Genomic DNA, 16,896 nt, shown 5'->3' with positions numbered 1-16,896 from the left:
CAGCCGCTGGCGACGAGGCGCTTGTGCAAGCGCGAACCGATTGTGCGCCTGCGAAGAAGGGCGGCGAATCCCGAGAATCGGCGCCGAAGGCCGCCGCGGCCGGGCCCCGCCGCCAAGGCCGTCCGCAACGCGCCGACGCCGGTCCGGCGTCATGCCGCGCGGGCCAGCAAGCGTTCGTAGCGCTGCAGGATGCGCTCGAGCGTCGAGCGCTTGATCGGCTTGCCGTCGCGCAGCTTGGTCCAGGTGGTTTCGCTGATCGCGTAGCAGTCGAACAGGTGCTCGCGCGTCACGGCGGGCAGCCGGGCGCGCAGGCGTTGGACGAGGTCGCGGGGTACGGTGAGGGTTTCGGCCATGGGTGAGCAAACGCCCCCGGAGCGCGTCGGCTCCGGGGTCTCCAAGCTAAATCAGGGGGCGATGACGGTGTTGTTGAACGGGGTGATCTCCGGCGCGCCGGCCGGGACGAGGATGCGGACGCGATAACCGGTCTTGCCGGCCTCGACGTGCAACCCGGTCATCGCCGCGCGCAGCGGCCGGCCGGTCGGGTTGTAACCGGTGACCTTGAAGCTTTTCTGTCCGCCGGCGATCAGGACGCCGACAGCCTCGGCGGCGGTCGGTCGGCCTGGGACGCGAACCTGGAGGCGCCCGTCGAGATCCGGGTCGCCCGTCCGATCCGGCGGCCGAGGCGTTCTGGAGCGCGCCGAAAAAGGATGGACGCCGAGGGGGAAAATCGGCGCCCATCCAGATCAAGGGGGGGTCATGGAACGTCGAAATGCGACGTTCGGTTGTGATGCTAGCGCCACAACCCCGCTCATGACCAATGCCGATTTTGTTACTCGTCATGCGCGTTCGACATGGATCTCAATCTTGGATGGTTCCGGGTCCGGCGGCGGGCGTCAGCGCGTGAACAGCTCCAGCGGCACGGCGTCGGCCATGGCCTTGTAGCCGGCCAGGGACGGATGCAGGCCGTCGCCGGAGTCGTAGGCCGGCGCCAGCTTGCCGGGATTGGCCGGGTCGCGCATCAGCCGGTCGAAGTCGATCACCGCGTCGAAGCGGCCGGGCGTCCGGATCCAGGCGTTGACCGCCTGGCGGTCCTGCTCGTTGGCTGCGTCGGGGTGATAGTAGCCCGATCCGCCGAAGGGCATGATGGTGGCGCCGTAGACCTTGATCCCGCGCTCGCGGGCGCGGCGGATCATCTGGTCGTACGAGGCGGTCATCCGGTTCACCAGGGCGGCGTGGGCCTCGGGGCTGGCCGGCTGTTCGCGGGTCAGGGTCCCCAGGTCGTTCACGCCCTCCAGCAGGATGACGTACCTGACGCCGGCCTGGTTCAGCACGTCGCGGTCGAAGCGGGCCATGGCGTTGGGGCCCAGGCCGTCCAGCACCAGCCGATTGCCGCCGATGCCGGCGTTCAGCACGCCCACGCCCCGGGTGCGCGGATCGGCCTGCAGCCGGGCGGCTAGGATGTCGGGCCAGCGGTTGTTCCCGTTGGTGGTGACGCCGTAGCCGTCGGTGATCGAGTCGCCGAAGGTCACTAGGCTGGCGCCGGCCGGTCGCAGCACATCGACGCCCGCGATCACGAACCAGTGGTCAAGCGACTTGCCGCCGGTCAGCTCCGCGGCCGCCAGCTGGTCGCCGGCCCCGAACCACGAGGTGGTGCGCGAGCCCGGATGGCTGGTCTGTTGGGCCGGGGGCGGGCCGTCGAAGCGGATCGTGACGGCTAGATTCGCCAGGGGCGCGGCCGGGAAGTCGATCGGGTCGGACAGGTATTCGGCGCCGGCGGGAATCGTGACCTCGGGACGGCCGGAGAAGGCCAGGGCCCGGTCGCTGGCCAGGTCGATGCGGGCCGAGCCGGGCGCGGCGGCCAGGGCGACATGGACGCCCGACAGCTTCAGCGGCTCGGTCCCGAAGGCGTTGGACAGCCGCACGCGGATCTTGCCGCCGCCGGTGCTGAGCCGCAGGGTCTGGCGCAGCGCGCCGTCGACGACCTCGGCGGCGGGCAGGGCGTCCTTGGCCGCGGGGATCATCTGGGCCGAGGCCCAGGAGGCCACCCAGCGCTCGGTCTTCGCCGCCCGAGTCGGCGCGGCGGAAGCCATCGTGACGGGACCGGCGCTGATCGAAAGCGCGATCGCCAGCCCGACCAGGGCGCGTTTTCCGATATCCAAGGCTTCCTCCAGCTCCGGCCCGTTCGACGATGGGCCCTTTTTGCTCACCCGATCCCAGGCAAGGGAATGAGACCGGTACCATAAAAAACTTGAGTGGTCAGATCTCTGCTTCCATACTGCCCTTCAACGTCGGCGAGCAACGCCGCCACCGTCCGTTCGACGGTTTGTTCCATCGTGGGGAAACGAAAGAGATCATGAGCCAGACCGTCACCCGCCGCACGCTCGGCGTCAGCCTGGCCGCCTTGGCCGCCGCGTCCTCGACCCTTGCCCGCGCCGCCGCCCCGGCCGCCGGCAAGCCGCTGTACAAGGACCCGGCCCAGCCGGTCGAACTGCGGGTCCGCGACCTGCTCTCGCGCATGACGCTGGAGGAGAAGGCCGCCCAGCTGATCGGCATCTGGCTGACCAAGGCCAAGATCCAGACCCCCGAGGGCGAGTTCTCGCCGCAGGAGGCCAGCAAGAATTTCCCCAACGGCCTGGGCCAGATTTCGCGCCCGAGCGACCGCAAGGGCCTCAAGCCCGCGACGGTGGTCGACGCCGCCGCCGGCGCCGACGACGGCTCGGTCAACCGCAACGCCAAGGAAACCGCCCGCTACGTCAACGCCGCCCAGAAGTGGGCGATGGAGCAGACGCGCCTGGGCATTCCGATGCTGATGCACGACGAGGCCCTGCACGGCTACGTCGCGCGCGACGCCACCAGCTTTCCGCAGGCCATCGCCCTGGCCTCGACCTTCGATCCGGACATCGTCGAGAAGAGCTTCGCCGTCGCCGCCCGCGAGATGCGGGCCCGCGGCTCCAACATCGCCCTGGCCCCGGTGGTCGACGTGGCCCGCGACCCGCGCTGGGGCCGCATCGAGGAAACCTACGGCGAGGACCCGCACCTGTGCGCCGAGATCGGCCTGGCGGCGATCCGCGGCTTCCAGGGCAAGACCCTGCCGCTGGCCAAGGACAAGGTGTTCGTCACCCTCAAGCACATGACCGGCCACGGCCAGCCGGAGAACGGCACCAATGTCGGCCCGGCCCAGATCGCCGAACGGACCCTGCGCGAGAACTTCTTCCCGCCGTTCGAACGGGCGGTGAAGGAGCTGCCGGTGCGCTCGGTCATGCCGTCGTACAACGAGATCGACGGGGTGCCCTCGCACGCCAACCGCTGGCTGCTGCACGACGTGCTGCGCGGCGAGTGGGGCTTCAAGGGCGCGACGATGAGCGACTATTTCGCCATCAAGGAACTGGCCGGCCGCCACAAGCTGACCGACAGCCTGGCCGACACCGCCGTGATGGCGATGAACGCCACGGTCGACATCGAGCTGCCCGACGGCGAGGCCTACGCCCTGCTGCCCGAGCTGGTGAAGGCCGGCCGCATCCAGCAGAGCCAGGTCGACGAGGCGGTGGCCCGGGTGCTGGCCATCAAGTTCGAGGGCGGGCTGTTCGAGAACCCCTACGCCGACGAGAAGACGGCCGACGCCAAGACCGCCGCGCCCGACGCCGTCGCCCTGGCCCGCGAAGCCGCACGCAAGGCGGTGGTGCTGCTGAAGAACGACAAGGGCGTGTTGCCGCTCGATCCGTCGAAGTTCAAGCGCCTGGCCCTGCTGGGCACGCACGCCAAGGACACGCCGATCGGCGGCTACAGCGACGTGCCGCGCCATGTGGTGTCGATCTACGAGGGACTGCAGGCCGAGGCCAAGAAGAGCGGCTTCACGCTGGACTACGCCGAGGCCGTGCGGATCACCGAAAGCCACGTCTGGGCCCAGGACGAGGTCAAGCTGGTCGACCCGGCCGTCAACGCCAAGCTGATCGCCGAGGCCGTCGAGGTGGCCAGGAAGGCCGACGTGGTCGTCATGGTGCTGGGCGACAACGAGCAGACCAGCCGCGAGGCCTGGGCCGACAATCACCTGGGCGATCGCGACAGCCTGGACCTGATCGGCCAGCAGAACGACCTGGCCAAGGCGATCTTCGACCTGGGCAAGCCCACGGTCGTCTTCCTGCTGAACGGTCGCCCGCTGTCGGTGAACCTCTTGGCCGAACGGGCCGACGCCCTGGTCGAGGGCTGGTACCTGGGCCAGGAGACCGGCAACGCCGCCGCCGACATCCTGTTCGGCCGCGCCAACCCGGGCGGCAAGCTGCCGGTCAGCATCGCCCGCGACGTCGGCCAGCTGCCGATCTACTACAACCGCAAGCCCACGGCCCGCCGCGGCTATCTGCTGGGCGACACCTCGCCGCTCTACCCGTTCGGCTTCGGCCTGTCCTACACCACCTTCGACATCTCGGCCCCGCGCCCGGCCAAGGCGCAGATCGGCGCTGGCGAGACCGTCAAGGTCGAGGTCGACGTGACCAACACCGGCAAGGTCGCCGGCGACGAGGTGGTGCAGCTCTACATCCACGATGAGGCGGCTTCCGTGACCCGTCCGCTGCTGGAGCTGAAGCACTTCAAGCGCGTGACCCTGGCGCCCGGGGCCAAGCAGACGGTGACCTTCGAGGTCTCGCCGCTGGACCTGTCGCTGTGGAACCTGGAGATGAAGCGCGTGGTCGAGCCGGGCCAGTTCACCCTGCTGTCGGGCCCGAACTCGGCCCAGCTGAAGCCGGCGACGCTGACGGTCACGGGCTAGAGCGACGCCGCGGCTGGGGACAGGCGCGTGCGCCCGTCCCCACGGCGGTCCGGGAGGCCGCTCGGCGTGCGGCGCCAGAACCTTGCTTCGGTCCGGGGCGGCGATAGTCTGGGCGCGACGTGGAGGCTGAAGATGCGCCCTTCCATCCGGTGGTTCGCGATCCTGGCCGCGGGCCTTGTCATCTCGCTGGCCGGCGTCGCCCAGGCGCAGCCCGCGCCTGGTCGCCAGAGCTGGGGCAAGCCGGGCGTCTCGTTCCTGCAGTACCGCACCGACGCGGTCGAGTGCGCCTGGCTCGCGGGCAGCGCCACGCCGGTTTCCGTGCCGCCGGTCGACCAGATGTTCGCCATGGAAGGCCAGGACGTCTTCGAGGTGACGGAAAGCGCCAAGCGCGGCCAGCACCGGATCCGCAACAACGTCGCCGATCAGTTGGCGCCGGCGCTGGAGACCTGCCTTCGTCGTCGCGGCTACCGGCCGTTCAGGCTGACGGACGACCAGAACGCCCAACTGAAGGGGCTGAAGCGCGGTTCGGCCTCGCGCCACCGCTATCTCTACGGCCTGGCGATCGATCCCGAGGTGCTGAAGGGGCAGGGGCTCTAGGTCGCCGCGGCAAGCGTGGTCCTCGTTCTTCGACAGGCTTAGGATGAGGACCATCTACAGGCCCAGTCCGTCGAAAACCTCATCCTGAGCTTGTCGAAGGACAAGGTTTTCGTCCCCGGAGCTAAATGTCGATCCGCTCTGGCCCTTACAGGCACGCATCCCGCACGATCGTGGCGTCGAAGGTGTCGGGCTCGGGCGCGGTCCAGGCCGCTTCGGTGAAGCCCAGCGCCTGGGCCTGGCCCTCCAAGTTGTTGTCGCTGTGGCGGTAGGCCTTGAGCCGCCGGAACAACTGCCTGGCGCAGTCCACTTCCTCGACCAGCTTTTCCGAACGGTAGGGCGCCAGGGCGACCCCGTCGGCGGCGTCGGTCTGCACGGCCTTGTATTCGTGGCGGATCCAGACCTGCTGATAGGGCGATCCGGCCGGCGTGGCGGCGGTCTTGGCGAACACCAGGATCGAGCGGTCCTCGACGCCGCCGATGAACGGCCAGTCGCGCGGCTGAACCTTTTCGGCCCACAGCGGCATCGGCTTGGTCGCCGGCTTCTCGGGAGAGACCGTCACCGGATCGACCGGCGAGGGCGCGTCCTGGATCGGGGCCGTCTGCAGCATCAGGATCAAGGCGAGCATGACGGTCTCCAGATCGGCGCGGGCGCCGTCAGATGGCGACGCGCTTGGCGATCGCCGAGCGCCGGGCGCCGGTTTCCTGCTTGGCCCGCTCGACCGCCTCGGTCTCGGTGGCGTGCAGCAGGTGGTCGATGACCCGCTCCAGGTGGTCGCGCATGGCTTGCCGGGCGGCGGCGGGATCGCGGGCCTTCAGGGCCTCGAACACCCGGCGGTGCTCGACGATGCGCGGCTCCAGCCCCATGCCGCGGGCCCGGGTCAGGATGTTGCGGGCCAGGGGCGAGCGGTTGCGCCAGTCCCACAGGTTCTCGATCGTGGCGATGATCGCGCCGTTCCCCGAGGCGCGGGCGATGACCATGTGGAACTCGCGGTCGGCGTCCTCGCCCTGGATTTCCTCCTCGCGGGCCATGCGCTCCATCAGCGCCTCCAGCTCCTGGATCTGCTCGTCGGTGATGGCGGTGGCGGCCAGGGCGGCGGCCTCGCCCTCGAACAGGCGGCGGGCCTCGATCAGCTCGAACGCGCCGATCTCCAAGGCGGGCTCGGTGCTGGCCGGGGCGACGGGGCGGACCTCGCCGGTGACATAGATGCCCAGGCCGTGGCGGGCCTCGATCATGCCCAGCATTTCCAGAGCGATCATCGCCTCGCGCAGGGTGGGTCGGCTGACCCCGAACTGCTCGGCCAGCTCGCGTTCGGTGGGCAGGCGGTCGCCAAGCTTGTATTGGCCGCCCTCGATGGCGTCGGCGATCGAGTCGGCGATGCGACGGTAGAGCTTGACGTTCTCGGCCATGGGTCTGCGTCAGTTCCTCGGCGGCGGCCCCGAAAGGCCCTTCGAACTCCGCGATAGCATAGCCCACCTGGCCCGCGCGGGCTATTTTTGGCGCCGGTCCCTAAAGCTTGGCGATCGCCGGAAAACCCTGGGGTACAGACCGGGTTTCGACGACCTCACCAGTCGTGCATGGAGCCGTCCTCGCGGCGGGCGATCGGCAGGTAGGCGCGCTTGTACGGGTGTTTGGCGGCCTGCGCCTCGTCGATGTCGACGCCCAGGCCGATCGCTTCGCCGGGGTGCAGCATGCCGTCCGCGAAGCTGTAGGCGTGGGGGAACACCGCGTCGGTCGCCTCGGTGTGGCGCATGTATTCCTGGATGCCGAAATTGGGGATCGACAGGTCGAAGTGCAGGGCTGCGGCCATGCAGACCGGCGACAGGTCGGTGGCGCCGTGGCAGCCGGTGCGCACGTGGTGCAGGTCGGCGAAGCCGGCGATCCTGCGCAGGTGGGTGATCCCGCCGGCATGGACCACGGTGGCGCGGATATAGTCGATCAGCTGTTCCTCGATCAGCTGCTTGCAGTCCCAGATCGAATTGAACACCTCGCCCACGGCCAGGGGCGTGGTGGTGTGCTGGCGGATGATGCGGAAGCTGGCCTGGTTCTCGGCGGGGACGGCGTCCTCCAGCCAGAAGGGGCGGTAGGGCTCCAGGTCCTTGCCGAGGCGGGCGGCCTCGATCGGGGTCAGGCGATGGTGGACGTCGTGCAGCAGGTGCAGGTCCCAGCCTAGCGTGTCGCGAGCCGCCGCGAACAGGCCGGGCGCGCTGCGCAGGTACTTTTCGGTCGACCACAGGCTTTCGGTCGGCAGGTCGCCGTCGGCCGGTTCGTAGAAGAACCTGTCCTTGGAGACGCCGTAGACGCCCTTCAGTCCGGGCACGCCCGACTGCAGGCGGATGGCCTTGTAGCCCTGGGCCGCATAGGCCGCCGCGTTCTCCAGGGTCTCCTCGACCGTCGCGCCGTTGGCGTGGCCGTAGACCATCACGCCGGTGCGGCAGGCCCCGCCCAGCAGCTGGTACAGCGGCAGGCCGGCGATCTTGGCCTTGATGTCCCACAGGGCCATGTCGACCGCGGCGATGGCGGCCATGGTCACCGGGCCGCGCCGCCAGTAGGCGCCCCTGTACAGGTACTGCCAGATGTCCTCGATCTGGTGGGCGTCGCGGCCGATCAGGCAGGGGATGACGTGGTCGGCCAGGTAGCTGGCCACGGCCAGCTCGCGGCCGTTCAGCGTGGCGTCGCCGACGCCGTGGACGCCGTCGCTGGTCTCGATCTTCAGGGTGACGAAGTTGCGCCCCGGACAGGTGACGATGACTCTGGCGGCGGTGATCTTCGGCATGGGGCGCTTTCGTTGATCCGACAGTGATCCAATTGGCGAAGGTCGGATGGTAGCGGTATCGGTCTAAATCAGGCGCGGCGGTTGTCAACCTATTGGTCTGACCAATAATGCCATGGTGTCTCGACCTTTGTTCAAGGTAGCGGTATCAGAAGGTCAAGACCGTCGCGCCCCTCGCATCGCGTGGCAGAGTGTCGCCAGGGAGAAAACATGCGTCCTGTGTCCTTCGTGCGTGGGCTTTGCCTGGCGGCCGGCCTGATCTCGGCGACCTTCTGGGGCTCCGTGGCCCAGGCCGAGGACGGCTATGACCTGTGGCTGCGCTATCGGCCGCTGCCGGCGGCCCAGCGGCCGCAGCCTCGCGCGATCGCGCCCTGCGCCGATACGCCGACCCTGAAGGTCGCGCGCGCCGAACTGCAGCGCGGGCTGGACGGCCTGGTCGGCGGCGCGCCGGCGCCGGACGCTCCCTCGATCCTGCTGGGCACGCCCGCCGGCTCGCCCGCCGTCGCCGCCCTGAACCTGCCGCTGCAGGGCGCTGGCGAGGAGGGTTACCTGATCCGAACCGTGGGTAAGACCACGGTCATCGCCGCCAACCGCGACATCGGCGTGCTGTACGGCGTCTTCGCCTATCTGCGTCTGGTCCAGACGGGGCAGGGCGTCGACAAGCTCGACATCCTGTCGGCCCCCAAGGTCAATCACCGCCTGCTGAACCACTGGGACAATCTCAATGGCAGTGTCGAGCGCGGCTATGCCGGGGCCTCGCTGTGGGACTGGTGGAAGCTGCCCGACTACAAGGATCCGCGCTATGTCGACTACGCCCGCGCCAACGCCTCGATCGGCATCAACGGCGCGGTGCTGAACAACGTCAACGCCAAGGCCGACAGCCTGACCGCCCCCTATATCGCCAAGGCCGCGGCCCTGGCCGAGGTGTTCCGGCCGTATGGGATCAAGGTCTATCTGTCGGCGCGCTTCTCGGCCCCGATCGAGATCGGCGGACTGAAGACCGCCGACCCGCTGGACCCGGCCGTCCGCGCCTTCTGGAAGGCCAAGGCCGACGAGATCTACCAGGCTATTCCCGACTTTGGCGGCTTCCTGGTCAAGGCCAATTCGGAAGGCCAGCCGGGACCGCAGGACTATGGCCGCACCCATGTCGACGGGGCCAACATGCTGGCCGACGCCGTGGGGCCGCACGGCGGGATCGTGATGTGGCGGGCCTTCGTCTATTCGCACGAGCAGCCGGACGACCGCGCCAAGCAGGGCTACGGCGAGTTCAAGCCGTTCGACGGCCAGTTCCGCGACAACGTCGTCGTCCAGGTCAAGAACGGGGCGATCGACTTCCAGCCGCGCGAGCCGTTCCACCCGCTGTTCGGGGCCATGCCCAAGACCAACCTCGGCATGGAGTTCCAGATCACCAAGGAATATCTCGGCTTCGCCACCCACCTGGTCTATCTGGGCCCGCTCTACGAAGAGACCCTGAAGTCCGACACCTACGCCAAGGGGCAGGGTTCGACCGTGGCCAAGGTGGTGGACGGCGCGCTCGATAATCGGCCCCTGACCCTGATGGCCGGGGTTTCCAACATCGGCCGCGACCGAAACTGGTCGGGCTCGCAGTTCGACCAGGCCAACTGGTACGTCTTTGGCCGTCTGGCCTGGGATCCCGAGGCCTCGACCCGGGACATCGCCGCCGACTGGGCGAAGATGACCTTCTCCACCGACCCGCGCTTCGTCGCGCCGGCCGTGGCGATGATGATGGGCTCGCGCGAGGCGGCGGTCGACTACATGACGCCACTGGGCCTGCACCACCAGATGGGCCGCAGCCACCACTACGGTCCCGGCCCGTGGGTGAGCGGCGGCGAGCGCGCCGACTGGACCAGCGTCTACTACGCCAAGGCCGGCAAGGACGGGATCGGCTTCGACCGCACCGCCGCCGGCAGCAACGCCGCGGCCCAGTACGCCCCGCCGGTGGCCCGGCGCTTCTCGGACCTGAAGACGATCGACGAAAAGGACCTGCTGTGGTTCCACCACCTGCCGTGGACCTATCGCCTGAAGTCGGGCCAGACCCTGTGGGACGGGCTGGTCACCCACTATTCGCGCGGCGTGTCCTATGTGGACGGCATGGAGCGCACCTGGGCCGATTTGGCGCCCTATGTGGATCCCGAGCGCCACGCCCAGGTCGCCGACTTCCTGACGATCCAGCGCCGGGAGGCCCAGTGGTGGCGCGACGCCTCGATCGCCTATTTCCAGGCCTTTTCGGGCCTGCCGCTGCCGGCCGGCGAGGCGCCCCCGGCCCATTCTCTGGACTATTACGAGAAGCTCAGCTTCCCCTACGCACCGGGGATCTAGGGGGCGAAAACCTCGTCCTTCGACAAGCTCAGGACGAGGACCACGCACGGCCCTCGAACGCCGATCCGCCTCAGGCCGCCGCGCAGTTGTCGGCGATGAACCGCATGTGGTCGGGCATGACCTGGGCCGACCTGGCGATGACGGCGTGGATGTCGGCCATCCGGGCGCGCAGCTCGTCGTCCGCCATCACGTCCGCCATCGGATCATGGCCTCGGGGCTCAAGGCCCTGGCCGACCATCACCGCGAACCAGCTGGTGTCGGTGAACAGCTCCTCGTTCTCGCGGAACACCCGGCCGTAGCTCTGGAACACGGCCATCTTGTCGGCCAGGTAGTCGGGGATCGGCATTTCCCGCAGATAGTCCCAGTACGGCGTGTCGTTCCGTCGGGTGGCGTGGAAGTGCAGGATCAGGAAGTCGCGGATCGTCTCGTACTCGAACTTCATCACCCGATTGTAGCGGTCGATGTCGGGGGTCTCGAACCGCTTGTCGGGGAACATGGCCAGCAGGCGCGAGATGCCCACCTGGATCAGGTGGATGCTCTGGCTCTCCAGCGGCTCCATGAAGCCGGCCGACAGGCCGATGGCCACGACGTTCTTGTTCCAGCTCTTCTTGCGCCGTCCCGCCTTGAACCGCAAGGTGAACGGGTCGATCAGCGGCTCGCCGTCCAGATGGGCCAGCAGATAGGCGGTCGCCTCGTCCTCGCTGATGTGCTGACTGGAATAGGCGTAGCCGTTGCCCAGGCGGTGCTGCAGCGGGATGCGCCATTGCCAGCCAGCGGGGCGCGCGGTGGCGCGGGTCACGGGCTGGGTCGAGCCGCCCAGGGCGCAGGGCACGGCCACGGCGCGGTCGTTCAGCAACCACTGCGACCAGTCCTCGAAGCCGGTCTTCAGGGTCTGCTCGATCAGCAGGCCGCGGAAGCCCGAGCAGTCGATGAACAGGTCGCCCTCGACCCGCTGGCCGTTCTGCAGGGTCACGGCCTCGATGAAGCCGTCTTCGGTCCGCTGGTGGACGTCGACGATCCGGCCTTCCTGGCGGCGCACCCCGCGCTCTTCGGCATAGCCGCGCAGGAACCGGGCGTAGAGGCCGGCGTCGATATGGTAGGCGTGGTCGATCCTCGCCAGCGGCGAGTTGCGCTGCTGGTTGGGGCGCATGAACTTGCCCTGGGCCGAGGCCACGGCCTGCAACGAATATTCGCCCAGATCGGCGGCCTCGCCCATGGCCTTCAGCCGCAGCCAGTAGGCGTGGAACGAGACTCCCTCCATGTCGACTCCGTAGGGGCCGAACGGGTGGTGGTACTGGTGGCCGATCGTCTTCCAGTCGACGAAGTCGATGCCCAGCTTGAAGGTCGCCTTGGTGCGGCGGACGAAGTCGAACTCGTCCAGCCCCAGCATACGGTTGAAGATCTTGATCTGCGGGATCGTGGATTCGCCGACCCCGACCGTGCCGATCTCCTCGGACTCCACCAGCGTCACCTGGGTGTGGCCGTCCTTGAGGAAGCGGCCCAGCGCCGCGGCCGTCATCCAGCCGGCCGTGCCGCCGCCGACGATGACGATCTTGCGCAGGCGTTGGTCGGTCACGCGGGGACTCCGGCGGCGGCCGCGTCGGCGGCGCAATAGCGGGCGATAAAGGCGGCGTGGTCGGGCATGGCCTGGGCGGTCTGGCCGATCAGGGCCGACATCCGTTGCAGGCGCTGGACCAGTGCGGCCTGCGGCAGGCTGTCGACCAGGGCGTCGTACTGGCGCGGCACGATCCCCTGGCCCATCAGCACCGCGATCCAGCTGGGCTCGGCGAACAGGTCGTAGTCGGACTGGAAGATGCGCCCGCGCCCGGCGAACAGGTCGATCTTGCGCTGCAGGCTCTCGGGGATCTCCATGGTGCGGACATAGTCCCAGTACGGCGTATCCGACCGCTCCGTGGCCTTGAAGTGCAGGATGATGAAGTCGCGGACCAGCTCGACCTGCAGGGCGGTCAGGCGGTTGTACTCGTCGATCTCCAGCGGATCGAAGCCCTTGTCCGGGAACAGGGCCAGGAGCTTGGTGATTCCGGCCTGGATCAGATGGATGCTGGTGCTCTCCAACGGCTCCAGGAAGCCGGACGACAGGCCGATGGCGACGCAGTTCTTGATCCAGGCCCGGTCGCGGCGGCCGGCCTGGAAGCGCAGAAAGTTCGGTTCGGCGTCCGTCGGACCGTCCAGGCCGGCCAGCAGCCCGGCCAGGGCCTCGTCGTCGCCGATATGGGCGCTGGAATAGACGTAGCCGTTGCCGGTGCGGTGCTGCAGCGGGATGCGCCAGCGCCAGCCGGCCTTGTCGGCGGTGGCGCGGGTGTAGGGCGTCAGGCCGTCGCCGCCGGTGGCGCAGGGCAGGGCCACGGCCCGGTCGTTGGGCAGCCAATGGCTCCAGTCGACATGGCGTCCGCCCAGGGCCTGGCCGATCAACAGGGCGCGAAAGCCGGTGCAGTCGATGAACAGGTCGGCCTCGAAGGTCCGCCCGTCCTCCAGGGTGACCGACTGGATGAAGCCGTCCTCGCCGCGCAGGCCGACATCGGCGACCTTGCCCTCGATCCGCCTGGCGCCCCGCGCCTCGGCGAAGCCGCGCAGGAAGCGGGCATAGAGGCCGGCGTCGAAGTGAAAGGCGTATTTCAGGCTCGACAGCACCTTGGCCGGATCCGGATCGGGCAGGGTGAAGCGGTTCTGGCGCGCGGCGACGGCCGCCAGGTTGAAGTCCTCGAGCGGCCCGACCTGGTCGCGCACCTTGCGCCAGACCTGGTGGAACTTGATGGCCTCGATATCCAGGCCGAAGCTTCCGAACGGGTGGATGTAGCGGTCGCCCAGGCGGGTCCAGTCGCGGAACTCGATGCCCAGCTTGAAGGTCGCGCGGGTGGCCCGCATGAAGTCGCGCTCGTCGATCCCCAGCATGGCGTTGAAGGTCAGGATCGGCGGAATCGTGGCCTCGCCGACGCCGACCGTGCCGATCTGCTCGGACTCGATCAGAGTCACCTCGACCTGGTCGCCCAGCACCTTGGACAGGGCCGCCGCCGTCATCCAGCCGGCCGTGCCGCCGCCTAGGACCAGAACCTTGCGGATGGGGGAGGGGCTCATGGACGGTCCTTCAGGGCGTCGGCGTGAAGCGGCATGGCCTGGGCGGCCTGGCGGATCAGGCCGCGCAGCCGGGCCAGGGCCGCGTCGGCCTGGTCGGCGGGCAGGCGGTCGGCCAGGCGGTCGTGGCGGCGGGGCAGGATCCCGTGGCCAAGGAACGCCGCGACCCAGGCACCCTCCACGAAGGTCTCCTCGTCGTACAGCACCACACGGCCTCGGCTTTCGAACTGGGCCTGCTTGTAGGCCAGGGCCGGCGAGGGCGCGGCTTGCCGGGACCGGGCCCAGAGCGGGTCGCTCCGCGCGGCGGCGACGTAGCGGAAGACGGCCATGTCGCGGGCCCGGTCATGTTCCTCGGCCATCAGGCGATTGTATTCCATCGCCGCCAGGGGCGAGCCGTCGGCGGTGGGCAGCAGGGCGATCAGCCGGCCGACGCCGCTCTGGACGCTTTGCGCATCGTCGCCGTTCAGCGGCTCCAGCTGGCTCGCCGCCGGTCCGATGGCCACGCAGTTGCCGGTCCAGACCCTCTCGCGGCGGCCGTTGCGCAGCCGGACGATCGCCGCCTCGCCGCCCAGGATCTCGCGCGCCGCCTCGTCGGACGTCAGGTTGCCAGCATAGGCCAGGGCCACCGCGTCGCCGCCGCGCAGGGGGACGCGCCGCAGCCAGCCCTCGGCGATCGCTTCGAACTCGGTCAGCGGCGGGGGATTGGCGCGGGGCGCGACCTCGCGCAGGGCCAGGCGGTCGCAGGGCAGGGCGGTCGACTCGTCGATCCAGCCCGCGTCCGGCGTCGCGCCGATCAGGCGGCCGTCCGGGGTGGTGTCGACGAACAGGTCGGCGGCGATCCGCTCGCCGTCGGCCAGGATCACGGCCGCGATTCGGCCGTCCGGCGCCAGGGCGACCTGCGCGATCTCGCCGCTCCGCGCCTCGACTCGGCCCGCCGTCGCGCGCAGGGCCGCGACATAGCCGGCCGCGTCCAGGTGCTGGCCGTAGGACAGGGTCGACAGCACCGATCGGGGGTCCTCGCTGGGCGGCGCGAACCGGCCCAGCCGCGCGGCCACGGCGGCCAGGCTGTAGTCCTCGTAGCGGCCGGCCTCGCCGCGCTCGCGGACTCGCAGCCAGTGATGATGGAAGGCCACGCCGTCGAGATTGGCGCCGGCGTCGCTGAAGCCCTCGACGTGGTCCTCGTCCGTCCAGCCGCTGTATCGCGCGCCGAGCTTGAAGGTCCCGCGCGCGGCCCGCATCAGGGCGGGCTCATTCAAGCCGAGCAGGCCATGGAAGCCGCGCAGGGCGGGCAGGGTGGACAGGGCTCCGCGCGGCGCGCCGTCGGCGGTGTCGACCACCCGGATCGCGCAGGCGCCGGGCAGGACCCGCGCCAGGGCGGCGGCGGTCATCCAGCCGGCGACGCCGCCGCCCAGGACCGCGACGCTGTTCAGGGGCGAACGGCTCATGCCCTCACCGCCTGGGCGGCGTTGACGGGCGCGGCGGCGCAGAAGCGGGCGACCCAGTCGTCGTGGGCCGGCATCGCGCCCGCCGTGTCGGCGACGGAGTCGCGAATGGCCTTCAGCCTTTGCGCTAGGACGGCGTCGGGCACGCTGTCGCTGACCGGGTCATAGGCCCGCGGCACGACGTTTTGGCCCAGATAGACCGCCAGCCAGCTGGGCTCGAGGAAGAAGCCGTCCTTGTACTTCACGACCACCCCGCGATCGCGGAACAGGTCCATCTTGTAGGCCAGGCTGTCGGGGATGGGCAGGTTGCGGCGGTCGTCCCAGAACGGCGAGCCGGTCCGCTGGTTGGCGTGATAGTGCAGCACCAGGAAGTCGCGGATGCGTTCGAACTCCAGGTTCATGACGCGGTTGTATTCGTCCTGGTCGGCCGGGTCGCAGCCCCGGTCGGGAAACAGTTCCAGCAGGGTGGTGACGGCCACCTGGATCAGGTGGATGCTGGTGCTTTCCAGCGGCTCCAGGAAGCCGCTGGCCAGGCCCACGGCCACGCAGTTCCGGCTCCACTGCTTCCGGCGGTGGCCGGCCGTGAACCGCAGGAAGCGCGGATCCGCCTGGGCCTTGCCCTCCAGGCCCGCCAGCAGGGCGGCGGCGGCGTCGTCGTCGCTGATGTGGGCGCTGGAATAGACATAGCCGTTGCCCACCCGGTGCTGCAGCGGGATGCGCCAGCGCCAGCCGGCGGTGTCGGCCGTGCAGCGCGTATAGGGGGTGGAGATCTCAACCGTCTCGCAGGGCACGGCGGCGGCCCGGTCGCAGGGCAGCCAGCGGGTCCAGTCCTCGTAGCCGGCCTTCAGGGCCTGTTCGATCAGCAGGCCGCGGAAGCCCGAGCAGTCGATGAACAGGTCGGCTTCGATTCGCTCGCCGCTCTCCATCGTGACCGCCTCGATGAAGCCGTCCCCGCCGCGCAGGGCGACGTCGGCGACCTTGCCCTCGGTGCGGACCACGCCGCGCGCTTCGGCATAGGCGCGCAGATAGGCCGCGTAGAGCCCGGCGTCGAACTGGTAGGCGTAGTTGTAGGTCGAGGCCACCGAGCTCAGGTCGGGCGAGGGCGGGGCGAATCGCCCCTGGCGCGCGGCCATGATCGGCAGGGAATAGGCCTCCAGCGGCGTGGCGTCGCCGCCCTGGCGGGCCCGCAGCCAGTGATGGTGAAAGCCGACGCCGGCGATCGCCGCGCCATAAGCGCCGAACGGGTGGATGTAGCTGTCGCCCGGCTTGCCCCAGTCGCGGAACTCGATGCCCAGCTTGTAGGTCGCCTGGGTCCTGCGCATGAAATCGGCCTCGTCCAGGCCCAGGGCGGCGTTGAAATGGCGAATGTGCGGCACGGTCGCCTCGCCGACGCCAACCGTGCCGATCTCGGCCGATTCGACCAGGCGGATGGCGATCGGCAGGCCGGCCAGCTTGGCCGACAGGGCCGCGGCCGTCATCCAGCCGGCCGTGCCGCCGCCGACGATTAGAATGTTCCGGACGGCCTGATCCGTCATGCGTTCCCCCCGCTGTGACCGTACCCCGCCTTCTACGGGCGGTCATCCTGTGTGGCCCGCCGGGACCAGGATGTCCAAGCAGGATTGGTCGGACAACGCACTTCCCCTCTTGCGTGGGACAGCGCTGTCTGTACTTTGCCCTCCATTGAGCGGCGCCTTGGGGGCGCTTCCAATTGTTATGACAAAACAGAAGGCTGGGTAGGGCCAGCTTTCTTCTTCGTGGGCCAAGGTAGCGTTCCTTGACGCCTGCGGGCTTTGCCATATCATCTGACCACAATGGTCGAAGCAATAGGCCAATGGTAGCGGTAACGAGCTGCCATGAAGAATAACTGGGGAGGCAGATAAAATGGATCACGT

At 69.2% G+C, this 16,896-nt stretch carries 12 protein-coding genes; 3 read left to right on the top strand and 9 right to left on the bottom strand.

Translation table 11 applies throughout. The features are described from left to right. Positions 1 to 149 precede the first annotated feature (149 nt). Entirely contained in the window at positions 150 to 353 is a 204-nt protein-coding gene (locus BM066_RS06785; protein ID WP_018060960.1) for a hypothetical protein, read from the bottom strand. 540 nt (positions 354 to 893) lie between these two features. Beyond that, complete coding sequence (locus tag BM066_RS06780; RefSeq protein WP_255367503.1) at positions 894 to 2,159, bottom strand: SGNH/GDSL hydrolase family protein; 1,266 nt, start codon at positions 2,157 to 2,159, stop codon at positions 894 to 896. 194 nt (positions 2,160 to 2,353) lie between these two features. Here BM066_RS06780 and BM066_RS06775 point away from each other — a divergent pair, with 194 nt between their 5' ends. Both BM066_RS06775 and BM066_RS06770 read left to right on the top strand, forming a co-directional pair. After that, positions 2,354 to 4,762, top strand: a complete 2,409-nt coding sequence (locus tag BM066_RS06775) for a glycoside hydrolase family 3 N-terminal domain-containing protein (RefSeq protein ID WP_089925730.1) — start codon at positions 2,354 to 2,356, stop codon at positions 4,760 to 4,762. 132 nt (positions 4,763 to 4,894) lie between these two features. Beyond that, positions 4,895 to 5,359, top strand: coding sequence for a hypothetical protein (locus tag BM066_RS06770; RefSeq protein ID WP_089925727.1), 465 nt, complete (start codon positions 4,895 to 4,897; stop codon positions 5,357 to 5,359). 145 nt (positions 5,360 to 5,504) lie between these two features. On the opposite strand, the gene BM066_RS06765 is transcribed toward BM066_RS06770, so the two are convergent. The 3 genes from BM066_RS06765 to manD form a co-directional block, all read right to left on the bottom strand. Beyond that, complete coding sequence (locus tag BM066_RS06765) at positions 5,505 to 5,984, bottom strand: surface-adhesin E family protein (protein ID WP_089925724.1); 480 nt, start codon at positions 5,982 to 5,984, stop codon at positions 5,505 to 5,507. 28 nt (positions 5,985 to 6,012) lie between these two features. Continuing rightward, on the bottom strand, positions 6,013 to 6,765 hold the full coding sequence (locus BM066_RS06760) for a FadR/GntR family transcriptional regulator (protein WP_089925721.1): 753 nt from the start codon (positions 6,763 to 6,765) through the stop codon (positions 6,013 to 6,015). Positions 6,766 to 6,920: 155 nt separating this feature from the next. Further along, positions 6,921 to 8,132: a D-mannonate dehydratase ManD gene (gene manD / locus BM066_RS06755; RefSeq protein WP_089925718.1), complete on the bottom strand. Its 1,212-nt coding sequence runs from the start codon at positions 8,130 to 8,132 to the stop codon at positions 6,921 to 6,923. Positions 8,133 to 8,357: 225 nt separating this feature from the next. Between manD and BM066_RS06750 the strand changes: the two genes are divergently transcribed. Then, complete coding sequence (locus BM066_RS06750; protein ID WP_369823231.1) at positions 8,358 to 10,469, top strand: alpha-glucuronidase family glycosyl hydrolase; 2,112 nt, start codon at positions 8,358 to 8,360, stop codon at positions 10,467 to 10,469. Positions 10,470 to 10,539: 70 nt separating this feature from the next. On the opposite strand, the gene BM066_RS06745 is transcribed toward BM066_RS06750, so the two are convergent. Genes BM066_RS06745 through BM066_RS06730 form a run of 4 tightly spaced genes read right to left on the bottom strand, consistent with a single transcriptional unit; the run spans position 10,540 to position 16,539 of the window. Next, on the bottom strand, positions 10,540 to 12,045 hold the full coding sequence (locus BM066_RS06745; protein WP_089925711.1) for a tryptophan halogenase family protein: 1,506 nt from the start codon (positions 12,043 to 12,045) through the stop codon (positions 10,540 to 10,542). Then, positions 12,042 to 13,565 (bottom strand): tryptophan halogenase family protein, encoded by a 1,524-nt coding sequence (locus BM066_RS06740; RefSeq protein WP_089925708.1) that lies wholly within the window; start codon positions 13,563 to 13,565, stop codon positions 12,042 to 12,044. The genes BM066_RS06745 and BM066_RS06740 overlap by 4 nt, the downstream gene beginning before the upstream one ends. Next, positions 13,562 to 15,007, bottom strand: coding sequence for a tryptophan halogenase family protein (locus BM066_RS06735; protein WP_089925704.1), 1,446 nt, complete (start codon positions 15,005 to 15,007; stop codon positions 13,562 to 13,564). Before BM066_RS06735 ends, BM066_RS06740 begins: the two co-directional genes overlap by 4 nt. Continuing rightward, positions 15,004 to 16,539, bottom strand: a complete 1,536-nt coding sequence (locus BM066_RS06730) for a tryptophan halogenase family protein (RefSeq protein ID WP_018061262.1) — start codon at positions 16,537 to 16,539, stop codon at positions 15,004 to 15,006. Before BM066_RS06730 ends, BM066_RS06735 begins: the two co-directional genes overlap by 4 nt. Positions 16,540 to 16,896: the final 357 nt, after the last annotated feature.

It is taken from the genome of Caulobacter sp. UNC279MFTsu5.1, from assembly GCF_900114015.1.
Taxonomy (GTDB): domain Bacteria; phylum Pseudomonadota; class Alphaproteobacteria; order Caulobacterales; family Caulobacteraceae; genus Caulobacter.
Note: the sequence above shows the minus strand (reverse complement) of the source record. Positions and strands in the feature narration are given on the sequence as shown.

Excerpts from the sequence above, each read along its gene's own strand:
- BM066_RS06785 (WP_018060960.1), bottom strand. The coding sequence starts at position 353 with ATGGCCGAAACCCTCACCGTACCCCGCGACCTCGTCCAACGCCTGCGC.
- BM066_RS06775 (WP_089925730.1), top strand. The coding sequence starts at position 2,354 with ATGAGCCAGACCGTCACCCGCCGCACGCTCGGCGTCAGCCTGGCCGCC.
- BM066_RS06770 (WP_089925727.1), top strand. The coding sequence starts at position 4,895 with ATGCGCCCTTCCATCCGGTGGTTCGCGATCCTGGCCGCGGGCCTTGTC.
- BM066_RS06765 (WP_089925724.1), bottom strand. The coding sequence starts at position 5,984 with ATGCTCGCCTTGATCCTGATGCTGCAGACGGCCCCGATCCAGGACGCG.
- BM066_RS06760 (WP_089925721.1), bottom strand. The coding sequence starts at position 6,765 with ATGGCCGAGAACGTCAAGCTCTACCGTCGCATCGCCGACTCGATCGCC.
- manD (WP_089925718.1), bottom strand. The coding sequence starts at position 8,132 with ATGCCGAAGATCACCGCCGCCAGAGTCATCGTCACCTGTCCGGGGCGC.
- BM066_RS06740 (WP_089925708.1), bottom strand. The coding sequence starts at position 13,565 with ATGAGCCCCTCCCCCATCCGCAAGGTTCTGGTCCTAGGCGGCGGCACG.
- BM066_RS06735 (WP_089925704.1), bottom strand. The coding sequence starts at position 15,007 with ATGAGCCGTTCGCCCCTGAACAGCGTCGCGGTCCTGGGCGGCGGCGTC.
- BM066_RS06730 (WP_018061262.1), bottom strand. The coding sequence starts at position 16,539 with ATGACGGATCAGGCCGTCCGGAACATTCTAATCGTCGGCGGCGGCACG.